At 64.6% G+C, this 15,940-nt stretch carries 13 protein-coding genes; 3 read left to right on the plus strand and 10 right to left on the minus strand.

What is annotated here, in order from left to right; all coding sequences use genetic code 11:
- Window positions 1-318 precede the first annotated feature (318 nt).
- Window positions 319-1,230, minus strand: a complete 912-nt coding sequence (locus tag AYJ54_RS29840; RefSeq protein ID WP_063704885.1) for an amino acid ABC transporter substrate-binding protein — start codon at window positions 1,228-1,230, stop codon at window positions 319-321.
- Window positions 1,231-1,315: 85 nt separating this feature from the next.
- Window positions 1,316-2,701 (minus strand): M20 family metallopeptidase, encoded by a 1,386-nt coding sequence (locus AYJ54_RS29845; RefSeq protein ID WP_063704669.1) that lies wholly within the window; start codon window positions 2,699-2,701, stop codon window positions 1,316-1,318.
- A 234-nt stretch (window positions 2,702-2,935) separates the two neighbouring features.
- Here AYJ54_RS29845 and AYJ54_RS29850 point away from each other — a divergent pair, with 234 nt between their 5' ends.
- Entirely contained in the window at window positions 2,936-4,315 is a 1,380-nt protein-coding gene (locus AYJ54_RS29850) for an LLM class flavin-dependent oxidoreductase (protein ID WP_063704671.1), read from the plus strand.
- Between the two features lie 484 nt (window positions 4,316-4,799).
- Here the strand turns inward: AYJ54_RS29850 and AYJ54_RS29860 are convergent, their stop codons facing one another.
- The 4 genes from AYJ54_RS29860 to AYJ54_RS29875 all read right to left on the minus strand — a co-directional run bounded on the left by AYJ54_RS29860 (window position 4,800) and on the right by AYJ54_RS29875 (window position 10,099).
- On the minus strand, window positions 4,800-6,461 hold the full coding sequence (locus AYJ54_RS29860; protein ID WP_063704675.1) for a thiamine pyrophosphate-binding protein: 1,662 nt from the start codon (window positions 6,459-6,461) through the stop codon (window positions 4,800-4,802).
- A gap of 120 nt (window positions 6,462-6,581) precedes the next feature.
- Entirely contained in the window at window positions 6,582-7,085 is a 504-nt protein-coding gene (locus AYJ54_RS29865) for a GFA family protein (protein WP_063704677.1), read from the minus strand.
- Window positions 7,086-7,354: 269 nt separating this feature from the next.
- Window positions 7,355-8,482 (minus strand): alkene reductase, encoded by a 1,128-nt coding sequence (locus AYJ54_RS29870; protein WP_063704679.1) that lies wholly within the window; start codon window positions 8,480-8,482, stop codon window positions 7,355-7,357.
- Window positions 8,483-8,602: 120 nt separating this feature from the next.
- Window positions 8,603-10,099 (minus strand): aldehyde dehydrogenase family protein, encoded by a 1,497-nt coding sequence (locus tag AYJ54_RS29875; protein ID WP_063704680.1) that lies wholly within the window; start codon window positions 10,097-10,099, stop codon window positions 8,603-8,605.
- A gap of 191 nt (window positions 10,100-10,290) precedes the next feature.
- Between AYJ54_RS29875 and AYJ54_RS29880 the strand changes: the two genes are divergently transcribed.
- On the plus strand, window positions 10,291-11,136 hold the full coding sequence (locus tag AYJ54_RS29880; RefSeq protein ID WP_063704682.1) for an SDR family NAD(P)-dependent oxidoreductase: 846 nt from the start codon (window positions 10,291-10,293) through the stop codon (window positions 11,134-11,136).
- A gap of 70 nt (window positions 11,137-11,206) precedes the next feature.
- On the opposite strand, the gene AYJ54_RS29885 is transcribed toward AYJ54_RS29880, so the two are convergent.
- From AYJ54_RS29885 to AYJ54_RS29900, 4 genes are all read right to left on the minus strand, one after another.
- On the minus strand, window positions 11,207-11,413 hold the full coding sequence (locus AYJ54_RS29885) for a hypothetical protein (protein WP_063704887.1): 207 nt from the start codon (window positions 11,411-11,413) through the stop codon (window positions 11,207-11,209).
- Window positions 11,414-11,485: 72 nt separating this feature from the next.
- Complete coding sequence (locus tag AYJ54_RS29890) at window positions 11,486-11,899, minus strand: Rieske (2Fe-2S) protein (RefSeq protein ID WP_063704684.1); 414 nt, start codon at window positions 11,897-11,899, stop codon at window positions 11,486-11,488.
- 20 nt (window positions 11,900-11,919) lie between these two features.
- Window positions 11,920-13,032, minus strand: coding sequence for an amidohydrolase family protein (locus AYJ54_RS29895; protein WP_063704686.1), 1,113 nt, complete (start codon window positions 13,030-13,032; stop codon window positions 11,920-11,922).
- A gap of 94 nt (window positions 13,033-13,126) precedes the next feature.
- Window positions 13,127-14,188: an amidohydrolase family protein gene (locus AYJ54_RS29900; protein WP_063704688.1), complete on the minus strand. Its 1,062-nt coding sequence runs from the start codon at window positions 14,186-14,188 to the stop codon at window positions 13,127-13,129.
- 267 nt (window positions 14,189-14,455) lie between these two features.
- Between AYJ54_RS29900 and hydA the strand changes: the two genes are divergently transcribed.
- Window positions 14,456-15,910 carry a dihydropyrimidinase gene (gene hydA, locus AYJ54_RS29905; RefSeq protein WP_063704690.1) on the plus strand — a complete coding sequence of 485 codons (1,455 nt, stop codon included), beginning with the start codon at window positions 14,456-14,458 and terminating at the stop codon, window positions 15,908-15,910.
- The last annotated feature ends 30 nt before the right edge of the window (window positions 15,911-15,940 follow it).

A 15,940-nucleotide genomic window follows, 5' to 3' on the forward strand; every position in this document is an offset into this window, starting at 1 on the left:
TCTTTCAGGCCTCCGACCATTCTCCTCCAGAATGATCGAAGCTGATCCTCATCCTGAGGAGCGGCGTCTTCGCCGCGTCCCGAAGGACGAAGGCCGCAGCTCGGGCCTCATGGTCCGAGACGCCGCTTCGCGGCTCCTCACCATGAGGGTTTCAGTCTTGCCGGGACATCTCCGGCACCGAGCCTGCGGAGAGTCCCCCCTCACCCGGATCGCATCTAGCGGTGCGAGCCGGCCTCTCCCCGCACGCGGGGAGAGGCGGAAGTTGTGGCGCCGCTCATGCAATGATCAGGCCATTGCTCGGCGGCGAGCGAGCAAAGCTTACTTATAGTCGTCCGGGTTCGGCGAGTCCGAGGGCTTTGCGAACTCGTGCTTCAGCTCGTCGGAGATCGGCGTGTTGAGGTTCAGCCCTTTCGGCGGAATCTTCTGCATGAACCACTTGTCGTAGATCTTCTGGCCTTCGCCCGAGGTGTAGAGCGCCGCGGTCGCCGCATCGACCACCTTCTTGAAGGGCGCATCGTCCTTGCGCAGCATGATGCCGTAGGGCTCGGGCTTGGAGAACGCGTCCTTGGAGATCACGTAGTCGGACGGATTCTTCGAGCCGGCGACGAGGCTCGCGAGCAGGATGTCGTCCATCACGAAGGCGACGGCGCGGTCGGTCTCGACCATCAGGAAGGCTTCGGCATGGTCCTTGGCCGGGATGATGTTGGCGCCGAGACCACGCGCGACGTTGGCTTCGGTGAGCTGCTTGATGTTGGTTGTGCCGGCGGTCGAGACCACCGTCTTGCCCTTGAGGTCGTCGATCGACTTCAGACCGCTCGACTTCTTGAACACGTAGCGGCTGGCGGTGAGGAAGTGAGTGTTGGTGAACGAGACCTGCTTCTGCCGCTCGGCGTTGTTGGTGGTCGAGCCGCATTCGAGATCGATGGTGCCGTTGGCCATCAGCGGGATACGGGTCGCCGACGTCACCGGATTGAGCTTGACCTCGAGCTTGTCGAGCTTGAGCTCCTTCTTCACGGCGTCGACGATCTTGTAGCAGATGTCCATCGCGAACCCGACGGGCTTCTGGTTGTCGTCGAGATAGGAGAACGGGATCGAGGAGTCGCGGAAGCCCAGCGTGATGGCGCCGGTGTCCTTGATGTTCTTCAGCGTGCCGGTCAGCTCCTCGGCACTGGCCTGGCTGACGGCGAAGGTCGCGGCGAGTGCGAGGCCGATGCTACGGAAATGTCTCACTTTTTCTTCCCCTTTCAGGATGATGCGGGCGGATGCAAGCACAAATCGGGCCGAAATAGAATGTGACTTTCGGCTGGATCGCGGCTCAGGTTAACGGCCGCGGCAATTCGCCGAGATCCCAGAACAGGCCGGCCATCACCGTCAAGGCCTCTTCGGTCAGCGGAAGCAGGATGTGCTCATTGGGCGCATGCTGGGAGCAGCCGGGATAGGAGTGCGGCACCCAGATCGTCGGCAGTCCCAGTATCTCGGAAAACACGTCGTTGGGCAACGACCCGCCGAAATTGGGCAGCACGGCCGGCGCCTTGCCGGTGGTCTTCTGCACCGAGTCCGCCGCCCATTTGATCCAGGGGCTGTCGAAATCGGTGCGCGAGGCGGCAAAGCTCTGCGCCGCCCGCACCTCGACCATCGGAAAGCCGTGTCCCACAAGGTGCGCGCGGATGGCCTCGACCAGCCCGTCGATCCTGGTGCCGACGACGAAACGCAATTGCAGCACGGCATTGGCATGGCCGGGAATGGCATTCGCCGGCTTCTCGAAATTGCCTGATGACATCGCCAAGACTTCGAGCGTGTTCCAGGCATAGAGCCGTTCGGCGGGCGATAGCCCCTCCTCGCCCCAATTGTCGGCGAGCGCCGGCTCGTCCTCGGTCGGCACGACCTGCACATCCGCGAGATAGCTGCGGATCTGGTTGGTGAGCCGCGGCGGCTTCAGGGCCTCGAGCTGGAGGCGGCCATGGCCGTCAACCAGCGTGGAAATGGCGTTGACCAGAATGGTCGCGGGGTTGGCGAGCACGCCGCCCCAGTTGCCGGAATGGTGCCCGCCATCGCGCAAGTTCACGTCGAGATGGATGCGGATGCCGCCGCGGCAGCCGAGGAACAGCGTCGGCCGGTCGGCGGACAGGCGCGGACCGTCCGAGGCCATGAAGAGGTCGGCCTTCAGGGCGTCGCGATTGGCATCGCAGACCTTGCCGAGGTCGGGCGAGCCGATCTCCTCGCCCATCTCGACAATGAACTTGGCATTGAAGCCGAGCTTGCCGCCGCGAACCTCGCGCACCGCACGCAGCGCCGCCATGTTGATGCTGTGCTGGCCCTTGTTGTCGGCGGTGCCGCGGCCATAGACGCGCGCGCCGGCCGTGGTGGTGCGCCAGGGATCGCGGCCCTCGCCCCACTCGCCTTCCATGCCGTCGACGACGTCGCCATGGCCGTAGATCAGCACGGTCGGAACCGAGGCGCTCTCGTGATGCTCGGCAATGAGGAACGGCGCCTTGCCGCTCGGGGATTCCACCAGCCGGCTCTCGAAATCGAGTGCGGCGAAGGCGGGCTGCATCTCCTGTTCCAGATAGGCGCGCAGCTCGGCACCGCGCGACGGATTCTGGCTCTCGGTCCGGTAGGCGACGCGGCGGTCGAGCTCGGTGAGGAACGCGCCGGACTGGATGTCGTTGCGGGCGCGGGCGATGGCGTCGGCTCTGGTCATTACTTGCTTTTTCGACGTTTCGAGGCGAAGGAGCCTACCCGAGATGGGCGGGCCTTCGAAAGTGGCGGGAGGTTGGGATTTGGTTCGTGCTCTCTTGAGATTGGCTCGCCAAGGCAGGAGTGCTTTTTCGATTTTGGCCTTGCCAATGGCGGGACCATGCAAGAACTTCGCCAAAATCGGGCGCACTGTTAGCATTCGAAGAGCGCCAGGCATAGGGCGCCGAGGGACAAAACGATGGCCAAGCAAATCCGGCTCAACGCATTTGCGATGAACTGCGTCGCGCATCAATCGCCGGGCCTGTGGACCCATCCGCGCGACCGCACCGCCGAATATAACCGCCTGCCCTACTGGCTCGACCTCGCCCGGACATTGGAGCGCGGCCGGTTCGACGGGCTGTTCCTGGCCGACGTGCTCGGCGTGTACGACGTCTATGGCAACAGTCCGGATGCTGCTTTGCGCAATGCAGCACAGACGCCGTCCAACGAACCGCTGCTGCTGCTGTCGGCGATGGCGGCGGTGACGCAGAATCTCGGCTTCGGCGTCACCAGCAATCTCTCTTTCGAGCCGCCCTACCCGTTCGCGCGGCGGATGTCGACGCTGGATCATCTCACCGAGGGACGGATCGGTTGGAACGTCGTCACCGGTTATCTCGACAGCGCCGCGCGCGGCGCCGGCAAGGAGAAGCAGACCGCGCATGACGACCGCTACGACATCGCCGACGAATATATGGAGGTCGTCTACAAGCTCTGGGAAGGAAGCTGGGAGGACGACGCGGTGCTGCGCGACCGCAAGCGCGGCATCTTCACCGATCCGGCAAAGGTTCACCGCGTCAACCACGAGGGTGCGAACTACCGCATCAACAACACCATTCACCTGAGCGAGCCGTCGCCGCAGCGCACGCCCGTGCTGTACCAGGCCGGCACCTCGCCACGCGGCCGGCAGTTCGCGGCAAAACATGCCGAGTGCGTGTTCATGTCGGGGCCTTCGGCCAAGGTGATCGGGCCGCGCGTCGCCGCGATCCGCCAGGAGGCTGCCGCGCTCGGCCGCAACCCTGCAGAGATCCTGATGTTCTCGATGATGACCATCATCCTCGGGCGGACGGAGGCCGAGGCAAAGGAGAAGTATGCCGACTACCGCCGTCACATCAGCCCCGAAGGCGCGCTGGCGCTGATGTCGGGATGGACCGGCGTCAACTTCTCCGGCTACGACCTCGACCAGCAGGTGCGTCACGTCCAGAACGATGCCGGCCGCAGCGCGATGGACAACGTCACCCGCGCCGATCCCGACCGCGTCTGGACCGTACGCGACGTCATCGAGCATGTCGGCATCGGCGGCGCCGGCCCTGTCGTGGTCGGGACGCCGGAGATCGTCGCGGACAAGATCGAGGAATGGTTCGAGGCGACCGACGTCGACGGCCTCAACGTCGCCTTTGCAATCTCACCCGGCGATTTCGAGGATATCGCCGACATGCTGGTGCCCGAGCTGACCCGCCGCGGCCGTTACAAGCCGGAGTATGCGAAGGGCACGCTGCGGGAAAAACTGTTCGGCCAGGGACGCGCCAGGCTCGACGCACCGCATCCGGCGGCGGGGCATCGGGTCGGAAAGAAGGGGTAGATTTGGCGGGAGGTCGCGTCACACCTTCGGTGTCGTCCCGGCCTAGTGCGCAATTGCGCACGGGGGCCGGGACCCATAACCTCAGGCAGGAGTTTGGCGCAGATTCGTCGTTCGGTACTCCCACTACCCGCCACCGAGAGATCACGCAGTGTGGGCCTTCGGGACGACGTTGGAGAAGCATTGTGCCTCCACAACATCATCGGGACTGCGCGCCCCATCCCCAATGTCGTCCTGGCGAAAGCCAGGACCCATAACCCCAGGGAGCAGTTTGACGAAGATTGGTCGTTCGGGATCAGCACCACCCGCAATCGATAGGTCACGCGGTTGGGTCCTGGCTTTCGCCAGGACGACGTTGGGGAGGCATCGCGCACACTGGCTCCACATCGTCATTGCGAGCGCAGCGAAGCAATCCAGAATCCCTCGGCGGGGACGGTCTGGATTGCTTCGTCGCTTCGCTCCTCGCAATGACGGCGATGGGCGCCGTCTACACCTTCCCGTCCACCATCACCTCGATCAACTTCGTGCCCGGCCGGTTGAATGCCGACGCCAGCGTCGCCTTCAGCTCGCGGGGATCGCTCACCTTGATCGCCTCGCAGCCCAGCGACTTGGCGATGCCGACGAAATCCACCGGCGGATCCACAAAGTCCATGCCGACATAGTTGTCGTCGCCGTGGAAGGCGAGCAAGCGCTGCTTGATGATGCGGTAGCCGCCATTGTTGGCGATGACGACGTTGAGCGGCAGCTTGTGGTGGGCCGCGGTCCACAGCGACTGGATCGAATACATCGCGCTGCCGTCGCCGGAGAAGCACACGACGGGGCGATCCGGATTGGCTAGGCTGACGCCGACGGAGGCCGGCAGACCCCAGCCGATGCCGCCGGAGGCAAGGCCATGATAGCCGTAGCGATCGCGATGCGGATGCAGGTTCGCGATCTGGCGTCCGGAGGTGAGGCCCTCGTCAACGAGGATCGCGTTGCCGGGCATGGCCTCGACCATTTGCAGCACCATCCAGTCGGGATCGATCGGCGTGCGGCCGGCACTCTTTCCGAGCTGCTCGACCAGCGCGGCGCGCCGCGCGCTCCAGTTCTTCGGCGCGAGCTCGGCGAGACGCTGCCTGGCGCGTGGCGCCAAGGCAGCGCCTCCCATCTCCTTCACCACGGGGATCAGCGCGCGCAGGGTCTCCTTCAGGTCCGCCTTGAGCGCGATCTCGGCGCCGTAGTTCTTGGCGATTTCCCAATCGGCGAGGCCGATCTGAACGATGCCGAGGCCATCCGGCAGCGCATCGACCTCGCTATAGACCGACATCCGCAAGGGATCGCCACCGAGCGCGATCAGGAGGTCGTACGGCGCGAGCGCATCGCGCGCGACCTTCTGCACCCGCGCCAGCGGGCCGACGAAGCTCGGGCTCTCCGAGAGGAAATGCGCGCCATAGGGCGTCGAGGATTGATAGGCGGCGGCGCCGAGCAGCTCGGCCAGTTCGGCGGCTTCCTTGAGTGCGTCGCTCTTGACCACCTCGTCCATGGTGACGATCACTGGCCGCTCGGCTTTCAGGATACGCGCGGCAAAAGCCATGAGCCCTTCGTCCGACGGCTTGGTTCGCGCATCGATGCGCGTGGAACGGCCGAGATCGATGCCGGCCTCGCTGTTCAGGATGTCGCCGGGCAGCGAGATGAACACCGGCCCCGTCGGCGGCGTGGTCGCGACCTTGGCGGCGCGGCGCACGATGCGCGGCAGGTCCTCCAGCCGCGTCACCTCGACAGCCCATTTGACCAGCGGTTCGGCCATGCGCACCAGCGGGCCATACAGCACCGGCTCCATCAGCCCGTGGCCCTGCTCCTGCTGGCCCGCGGTCAAAATCATCGGCGTGCCCGTGAACTGGGCGTTGTAGAGCGAGCCCATCGCATTGCCGAGACCTGGCGCGACATGGACGTTGCAGGCGACGAGCTTGCCGGAGGCGCGGCTGTAGCCGTCGGCGATCGCGACCACCAGGCTCTCCTGCATCGCCATCACATAGGTGAGGTCGGGATGATCCTTCAGCGCATGCATGATCGGCAGCTCGGTGGTGCCGGGATTGCCGAACAGATGCGTGATGCCCTCGTCCTTGAGCAGCGCGAGAAAGGCGGAGCGGCCGGTGATCCTGTTCTTCATGTTTCCTCCAGGCCTCGCGGGCGTTGCCGCAAGGACGAAGACATGATGGCCGAAGTCAGAGGATGCGCGCAATGGAGCGCGGTCATGGCTGCGTTGCGTACGAGCGGAGCACGCCGCGCGTCACATCTCCTCGCGCCCGAGCTCGAACGGATCCTCGCCACCGGCCCGCTTCTTCTTTTTCGAGCGCTGCCACACCACGCCCGGAAAACCCTTCAGCGGCACCAGGGGCTCGCCGGTATAGGCCCATTCCTGCAGCTCTTCGATCGCGATGTGATAGAGCGGCTGGCGGCCGGTGCGTTCGTTGAACAGCGCGCGCGGGATGTTGACCATGTGCGGGCCGCGCGGGCGCTCATAGGCGATCGGCGTGCCGCAGTTGGAGCAGAAGCTGCGCGCGGTCTTGGTCGCCTTGTCCTCGTAGCGGGTGAGCGCCGTCTTGCCCGACGTGATGCGAAACCGCTTCTTCCAGCTCCCGACATAGGTCGCGTAAGCTGCGCCGTGAGCCCGGCGGCTGGCCGCGGAGTGATCATGCCAGGCCCAGCGCGCGGGAACGTCGATCTCGAAGCTGACCTTGCCGCAGAGGCATCGGCCGGTGGCGATCCCTGCGGCGACTGCGGCTTTGGCCATGGTGTTTCCTCATCGTCATTGCAAGCGCAGCGAAGCAATCCAGAGTCTTTCCACGGGTACAGTCTGGATTGCTTCGCTGCGCTCGCAATGACAGAAATTGTGTTAGCGGTCGTGCAACAAATCAAGCTCGTCATTCCGGGGCGCGACGAAGTCGCGAGCCCGGAATCCATTGGGCCCCACGTTCAGACGGAGAGATGGATTCCGGGTTCGACGCTCCCGGGCCGCGCTTCGCGCGGTCCGTCGCGTCGCCCCGGAATGACGGGAATAACTTACGCCGGCGTCAGCTCGTCATACACCGGATAGTCCGTATACCCCTTCTCCTCGCCGCCGTAGAACGTCGCGCGATTGTACGGCGTGATCGGATAGTCGTGCTGCAGGCGACGCGGCAAATCGGGGTTGGAGATGAAGATGCGGCCGAAGGCGATGATGTCGGCATGGCCATCGGCGATCGCCGCGTTCGCGGTCTCACCGGTGAAGCCGCCGGCGGTGATCAGTACGCCGCCATAGTGTGGACGGAACAGCACCATCGCCGAGGGCACGTTCTGCCAGTTGACATCGGCGCGGCCCGCGCCGCTGGAGCGCGGCTCGATGAAGTGCAGATAGGCGAGACCGAGCTTGTCGAGCGCCTTCACGACATGCGTATAGAGCGGCATCGGATCAGGCTCGCCGGAATCATTGGCAATGCCATGGGGCGACAGCCGCAGTCCGACGCGGTTCGCGCCCCAGACGTCGATTGCGGCCTGGGTGACCTCGAGCAGCAGGCGCGCGCGGTTCTCGATCGAGCCGCCATATTGATCGGTGCGCTGGTTGCTGCGCGACTGCAAGAACTGCTCGAGCAGATAGCCGTTGGCGCCGTGGATCTCGACGCCGTCGAAACCGGCGGCGAGCGCGTTCTTCGCGCCCTGCCGGAACGCCTCGACGATGTCCTTGACCTCGTCCGTCTCCAGCGCGCGCGGCGTCTCGTAGTCGGCGATCTTGCCATCGGCCGTCATCGCCTTCATGCCTTCGGCCTTGATCGGGATCGCCGAGGCCGAGACCGGCAGCGCGCCGCCATGATAGGAGGAATGCGAGACGCGGCCGACATGCCAGAGCTGGAGGAAGATGATGCCGCCCTTGGCATGCACGGCATCGACGACCTTGCGCCAGCCAGCGATCTGCGCGTCCGAATAGATGCCCGGTGTGGCGGGGTTGCCGCGGCCGGTCGACTGCACCGGCGAAGCCTCAGCGATGATCAGGCCGCCTTGCGTTGCACGCTGGCCGTAATACTCGGCATTGAGCGGACGCGGCGCAAAACTTTCGCGCTCCGCCCGCATGCGCGTCAAGGGCGCCATCGCGACGCGATGCGCGAGCTTGTACGGACCGACCTGCAACGGTTGGAACAACGCCTCGAATTTCATGCTGGCCCCAAATGGCTATGGAAGGATGTGGATCATATAGCGAGGGGCGGCTACCGGAAAAGGCGCCGCCCCTGCAAAAACAAATATTCCCTCCCGCGGAACGCGAGACAGTAGAGCCACTTACGCAGTCTTGATCCAGACAGCTTTCACGTTGAGGTATTCCTCGACGTGCTGCTTGCCGGACTCGCGGCCATAGCCGCTCATCTTGTAGCCGCCGAAGGGCACGGCCGGATCCATCGCCTGGTAGCAATTCACCCACACCGAGCCGGCACGCAAGCTTTTCGCGACCGCATGCGCCTTGCTGACATCGCGCGTCCACAGGCCCGAGCCGAGGCCGAACGTGGTGGCGTTGGCACGCTTGACCAGCTCATCCATGTCCTTGAAGGCGATCGCGGATATGACGGGACCAAAGATCTCCTCCTGCGCGATGCGCATGTTGTCCTGGACGCCCGCGAACACGGTCGGCGAGACGAAGAAGCCCTTTGCCAGCGCGCCTTCGGTGACGCGGCCGCCGCCGGCGAGCGCTCTCGCGCCTTCCTTCTGGCCGATGTCGAGATAGCCGGTCACGCGCTCGAGCTGCTGCTCGGAGACCAGCGGACCGATCTGAACATTGGGGTCGAGACCGTTGCCGACTTGCAGCTTCTTGCCGAACTCGGCGACGCGGCCGACGAACTCCTCGTAGATCGACTGCTCGACGAACAGGCGCGTGCCGGCGCTGCAAATCTGCCCCGAGTTGGCGAACACCGCCATCGCGGCGCCCGGCACGGCGGCATCGAGATCGGCATCCGCGAACACGATGTCCGGCGACTTGCCGCCGAGCTCGAGCGAGACGCGCTTGAGGTTACCGGCCGAGGCACGAATGATCGACTGGCCCGTGACGTGCGAGCCGGTGAAGGCGACCTTGTCGACATCGTGATGCGAGGCGAGCGCAGCGCCCGCGGTCTCGCCATAGCCGGGCACGACGTTGATGACACCGGGCGGCACGCCCGCTTCCATCGCAAGCTCGGCGATGCGCAGTGAAGTCAGCGGCGCTTCCTCGGCAGGCTTGAGCACCACGGTGCAGCCGGTCGCGATCGCGGGACCGATCTTCCAGATCGTCGCGGTGAGCGGGCCGTTCCATGGAATGATGGCGCCGACAACGCCGACCGGCTCCTTCAGCGTGTAGGAGAAGATCTCGCCGGGCAGCGAGTTCTCGACGGTCTCGCCATGGATCGCGGTGGTCTGCCCGGCGTAATACCGCAGCATGCCGACGGCGCGCAGGCGGTAGGCGCGCGTGCGGCTGACCGGCGCGCCCATGTCGAGCGTGTCGAGCTGCGATAATTCGTCAAAATTCTTCTCGACGAGGTCAGCGAGCTTCAAGAGCAGGTTCTGGCGCTCGAACGGTTTGACCTTGCTCCACGGCCCCTCGAAGGCGCGGCGCGCGGCGGCAACTGCGCGGTCGATGTCTTCCTTGTCGCCTTCGGCGACGGTTGCGAGCAGCTCGCCGGTGGCGGGGTTGCGCGTCTCGAAGCGCTTCCCGGAAGCAGCGTCGACCCACGTCCCGTCGATCAGCATCTGCTTGTAGGACCCGTTGGCGAACGGATGGCGCGTGATCGGAATAGCCTGCGACACAGCCATGGCTGCACTCCCTGTCAGGTGATTGATTGGGCTCGATCTGGGCGGGATCGTTAGGTCGAAGAGAATACAGCGGCGCGGATTAGGCGTAAAGTCGGCGTGGAACGAAGACCACCCATGCCCGCTTGTGCAGGGTCGAGCGGCCGCCATGTTATAGCTCGACCGAGCGCAACGCCCCTCCCCGGAGACGATCCATGCCACATCCCGCCATCGCCAAGGACAATGTCGCCGTGATCACCGGTGGTGCCTCCGGCATCGGTCTTGCCGCCGCCATGGCCTTCGCGCGCGCCGGCATGAAACTGTGCATCGTCGATGTGGACAAGGCGCGATTGGCGGAGGCCGCAACAAAGCTGTCATCCGTCGCAGGTGCCACAAATGTGATGGCATCAGCGGTCGATGTCAGCAAAGCCGAGAGTGTGACGGAACTGGAACGGGCCGTACGCGAGCGCTTTGGCGGCACCGACGTCCTCATGAACAATGCCGGCATCCAGCCCGGCAGCACGCTGTTCGGCGAGCCCGACAACTGGCAGCGCATCATCGGCGTCAACATGTGGGGCATCATCAACGGATCGCGCATCTTTGCACCCGGCATGATCGCGCGCAGCAAGGCCGGCCTCATCATCAACACCGGCTCAAAGCAGGGCATTACGACGCCGCCCGGCGATCCCGCCTACAACGTCTCCAAGGCCGGCGTGAAGGCGTTCACCGAAGCGCTCCAGCACGAGCTGCGCAATACGAAGGACTGTCATGTCACTGCACATCTGCTGATCCCGGGCTTCGTCTTCACGGGGCTCACCGCGAAGGGCCGCACTGAGAAACCCGCCGGCGCCTGGACACCGGAGCAGACCGTCGATTTCATGCTCACGCGGCTGGAAGCCGACGACTTCTACATCCTCTGCCCGGACAATGACGTGCCGCGCGCGCTCGACGAAAAGCGCATGCTGTGGGCGGCCGGCGATATCGTCGAGAACCGCCCACCGCTGTCGCGCTGGCATCCGGACTACGCGGATGCTTTCGCGAAGTTCGTAAAGGGCGACTAGGTACCGCGGCACCATTCGCTCATTCCCTCACTCCCTCTCCCCGTCCTTACGGGGAGAGGTGGGGAACAGCCTACAGCGTCTCTTGCTGGTGCCCACACTCCTTGCAGGCGAACTTGACCCGGCTCTGACCCCTGGGAGCCTGCACCCGGTTCGGGGCGCCGCACCTGCCACAGACCGCCTCGATGCGGGTCGTGCCTTGCTTGACGATGATGGTCTTCTTTTCCATCGATTCGCGGATCAGGCGCTCGGCCTCCTCTCGCAGGGATTGTTTCGACAAAGCTCGTCTCCGCCTCTGAAAGCGCGAGAGCCATATCGCACCTGCATTCAAATCACAATCCGCAATGCCTGCTCAGACCTCGACAATCACATAACTGTCCTCGACATGTACCGGAAACGTCTCCGCCACATACGGCCCCTTCTGCAACTCCTCGCCGCGCTCCACCGCGACCGGATATGACCGAATCTTGACGCGCTTCGGGTCGAACCAGGACTGACCGTTGCGCATGTCGAACTCCCAGCCGTGCCAGGGACAGCGCAGCATCTCCCCGACGCGCGAGCGCTGATAGACGCCGGGTTCCGGCGAGGTCAGCCGCGCCACGCAGGCGGCCTTCTCGAGCGGGGCACCCTCGTGCGGGCAGCGGTTCAACAGCGCGAAGAACTCGCCGTTGACGTGGAACACCACGATATTGCGATCCGCGATCTCGACGACCTTGTTGCCGCCGGGCGGGATCTCCGAGGTGCGCGCGACGATGTGGCGGGCCATATCCCTTCAGAACCTTTGAATCAGAACTTGTAGACCGCGCGGGCGTTGGTGCTGAAGATCTTCTTCCGCTCGGCCTCCGTCAGCGGCGTCTTGAAGGCGAAGCGCGGATCGTCGAAATCCCAGTGCGGATAGTCCGACGAGAACAAGAGCCGGTCGATGCCGACCCATTCGATCAGCGCGCGCAGATGCCGCGCCTCGTCCGGCTCGTCGATCGGCTGCGTCGTGAACCAGAAGTGCTCGCGCACATATTCGGACGGCTTGCGCTTGAGGTGCGGCACCTCGCTGCGGAAACGCTCGAAATGCTGATCCATGCGCCACACCGCCGGCGGGATCCAGCCGAAACCGCCCTCGATGAACACGATCTTCAGTTTTGGAAAGCGCTCCGGCACGCCTTCAATCACGAGGCTGGCAAGCTGCGCCGCGATGGTGTGCGCGTTGGACTGATGCTCCTCGACATAATAGGACGGCCAGCCGCCGCCGGTCGGCGCGTGACCACCATAGCCGCCGACATGAATGCCGAGCGGCAGGTCGAGCTCCTGCGCGCGCTCGTAAATCGGCCAGTAGCGGCGTCGACCAAGCGGCTCGTTGGCACGCGGCGAGACGTTGACCTGGATGTATTCGCCGATTTTCGCGCAGCGCTCGATCTCGGCAATCGCAAGGTCCGTGCCGTCCTGCCCGACCAGGATCGACGCCTTCAGGCGCGGATCGCGGTGCGACCAGAACGCAAGCTGCCAGTCGTTGATGGCGCGCTGGATCGCAGCGCCGAATTCCAGATTCTGCTGCGAGAAGATGAAGAGATCGAGCACCTGCAAAATGCCGAACTCGACGTCGAGCGGATCGAGGTGCTGCTTGCGCATGAAGGCAAGGTCCGAGCCGGGCGGCCCGCCGGTCGGCGGCCAGGCATCGCGCCGCGCGATCAGCGGCGAAGAGCGCGGATAGGGCGTCGTGAACAGATAGGGCGTGCGCAGATGGCTGCCATATTCCTTCAGGTGCTGCTGCCAGCGCTTGGGCAGAAACTCGTTGAGATCGTCGAGCGAATGCAGGCTCGGATGGACGTCGCAATCGATGATACGCAGCCGCGTCGCGGCGGGCTTCTCGTCGTCGCGCAGCGGACGGTCGATGACTTCACTCATGCGATCCTCCAAGCATTTTGTTTGCGCATGATCTTATCAGAAAACCGGTTCCCACTTTGCACTAACGTGGCCCTCCGGGTCCGGATCATGCTTGTCAGTTCAACGACAAACGTGAAAACGTCTCCAGCGGATTGTCGACGCACATCTTCGAGATGATGCTTTTCGGCAGGTTCGGCGGGATCGGATCGTCGCCGTCGAACTGCCAATGCGGGTAGTCGGACGCGAACAGGAACATCTTTTCTGAGCCGATCTGGTCGATGATCTCCTCGACGCTTCGCGCATCACCCGGCGCATCGAAGGGCTGCATGGTGACGCGGAAGTTGTCGCGGATGATCGCCGCCGGCTCGCGCTCGACCCAGGGCACCTCGACGCGCACGCCGCGCCAGGTCTTGTTGGCGCGCCACATGAAGGCCGGCAGCCAGCTCACACCGGATTCCATCAGCACGACCTTGAGGTTCGGAAATTTGCCGAACACGCCCTCATAGATCAGGCTCAGGATCTGCGCCTGAAACGCCTGCGCCTCGACGAAATAGTATTCGTAGCGGTGCGACGGCCAGCCGGCCGAGCTCGGCGCGTAGCGGTATTGCGTCCCCGCGTGGATCGCGAGCGGCAGCTTGTATTTTTCCGCGAGCTGATAAACCGGCCAGTAGTGCCGCCGGCCAAGCAAGGTCTCGCCCTGCGCCAGCACCAGGATGGAGACGAAGCGGTTGTCGCCGGCACGGCGCTCGATTTCCTCGATCGCAAGATCCGGCGCCTGCATCGGCACGACAATGGACGCGCGCAGGCGAGAATCGCGCGAAAGCCATTCGGCGGCGATCCAGTCGTTGATGGCCTTGCAGAAGTCGGCCGCCATGTAGGCGTCGAACACGGCCTGCGCGCCATACAGCACATTGAGGATCGCGCGGCTCGCGCCCAGCTGATCGAACGCCCCCTTCTGCACCATGGAGAGATCGGAACCGGGCTTGCTGCCGTTCGCCGGCCGCCAGTCGGCGCGACCTGTCAGCGGCATGCTTGGCGGATAGCTGGTGAGATCGAGACCGTCGATGGCGCGGCTCACCACCTGCTCTTTCCAGTGATCGCTGAGATAGGGAAGCAGCGTGGTACGCGTCCCACCAACCGCCGGGTGGATGTCGCAATCGATCCGCGTCGCCGCCATGGAAGCTTCCTCGCGCCGTCTTTATTGGCGGCGTTCTTGGTGCGCCGCTTCCGCAGAGTGCCCCTGCCCGCACCGGTGCGCAAGGGCGCACGCCCGCGCGTTCCGTCATGGCTCGGTTGCATTTCGCAGGCGCAGCACGCGTCGCCGAAGATCTTCACGCGCCCAAGAACGCTCCAGTGACTGGCTAAAATTTCGCCTGTTGCATCCCGCCGCCCAGGCATAGCTTCCCACAGCGTCCAACCTCTTTACACCCCAGCGGAGTCCCTCATGCCCCTCCTCATCCGCGGCGGCACCGTCGTCAATCATGATCATTCGCGCCGTGCGGACGTGCTGGTCGACGATGGCGTCGTCGTCGCGATCGGCGCATCGATCGATGCCCCCGCGGGCACGGAGACCATCGACGCCGGCGGGGCCTATGTGATCCCGGGCGGCATCGATCCGCACACCCATCTCGAAATGCCGTTCATGGGGACCGTCACCGCCGACGACTTCGAGTCGGGAACGAAAGCGGCGCTCGTCGGCGGCACCACGATGGTGGTGGATTTCTGCCTGCCCGATCCCGGCCAGTCCATGCTCGCGGCCTATCAGGACTGGCGGCACAAATCCGAGAAAGCGGCCTCGGACTACGGCTTCCACATGGCGGTCACGTCGTGGTCGAAGCAGATCTTCGACGAGATGGAGACCGTCGTCAAAACCTACGGCATCAACACCTTCAAGCACTTCATGGCCTACAAGGGCGCGCTGATGGTGAATGATGACGAGCTCTACAATTCCTTCGCGCGCTGCGCCCATCTCGGCGCCATGCCGGTGGTGCATGCCGAGAATGGCGACGTCGTCGCCTTGATGCAGGAGGCGCTGATCGCGCGTGGCGTCACCGGCCCCGAAGGCCACGCCTATTCGCGACCGCCGGAGGTCGAAGGCGAAGCCACCAACCGCGCCATCATGATCGCCGACATGACGGGCACGCCGGTCTACATCGTGCACACGAGCTGCCGCGAAGCGCATGAGGCGATCGCGCGGGCGCGCGCGGCCGGCAAGCGCGTCTATGGCGAGCCGCTGATCCAGCATCTGCTGCTCGACGCCGGCGAATACCAGAGCAAGGACTGGGACCATTCCGCCCAGCGCGTGATGTCGCCGCCGTTCCGCGACAAGTCGCACCAGGACAGCCTGTGGGCCGGCCTGCAGGCCGGCTCGCTGCAGGTGGTCGCAACCGATCACTGCGCCTTCACGACCGAACAGAAGCGGTTCGGGCTCGGCGATTTCAGAAAGATCCCGAACGGCACCGGCGGCCTGGAAGACCGCCTGCCGCTGCTGTGGACCGCCGGCGTCGCGACGGGGCGGCTGACGAAAGAAGAATTCGTCGCGGTGACCTCGGCGAACATCGCCCGCATCCTCAACATCTATCCGCGCAAGGGCGCGGTCGCCGTCGGCTCGGATGCAGACCTCGTGGTGTGGGACCCCGCCGCCCACAAGACCATCAGCGCGAAGCGGCAGATCAGCCGGATCGATTACAACGTGTTCGAAGGCTTTTCCTGCACCGGCGGACCAGCGGTGACACTGTCGCGCGGCCGGATCGCCTGGAAGGACGGAACCTTGCGCGCCGAAGCCGGCGACGGCCGCTATATTGAGAGGCCGGCATTCTCGCCGGTCCACGTCGCCAACTCCACCTGGAAGGAGCTCACCGCCCCGCGCGCCGTAAGCCGCGGAGCGGTGACGCCTTAGCCCACCTCGGGTGTCAGAGCGAGCCATGGA

It is taken from the genome of Bradyrhizobium centrolobii (genome assembly GCF_001641635.1).
In the GTDB taxonomy this organism is placed as follows: domain Bacteria; phylum Pseudomonadota; class Alphaproteobacteria; order Rhizobiales; family Xanthobacteraceae; genus Bradyrhizobium; species Bradyrhizobium centrolobii.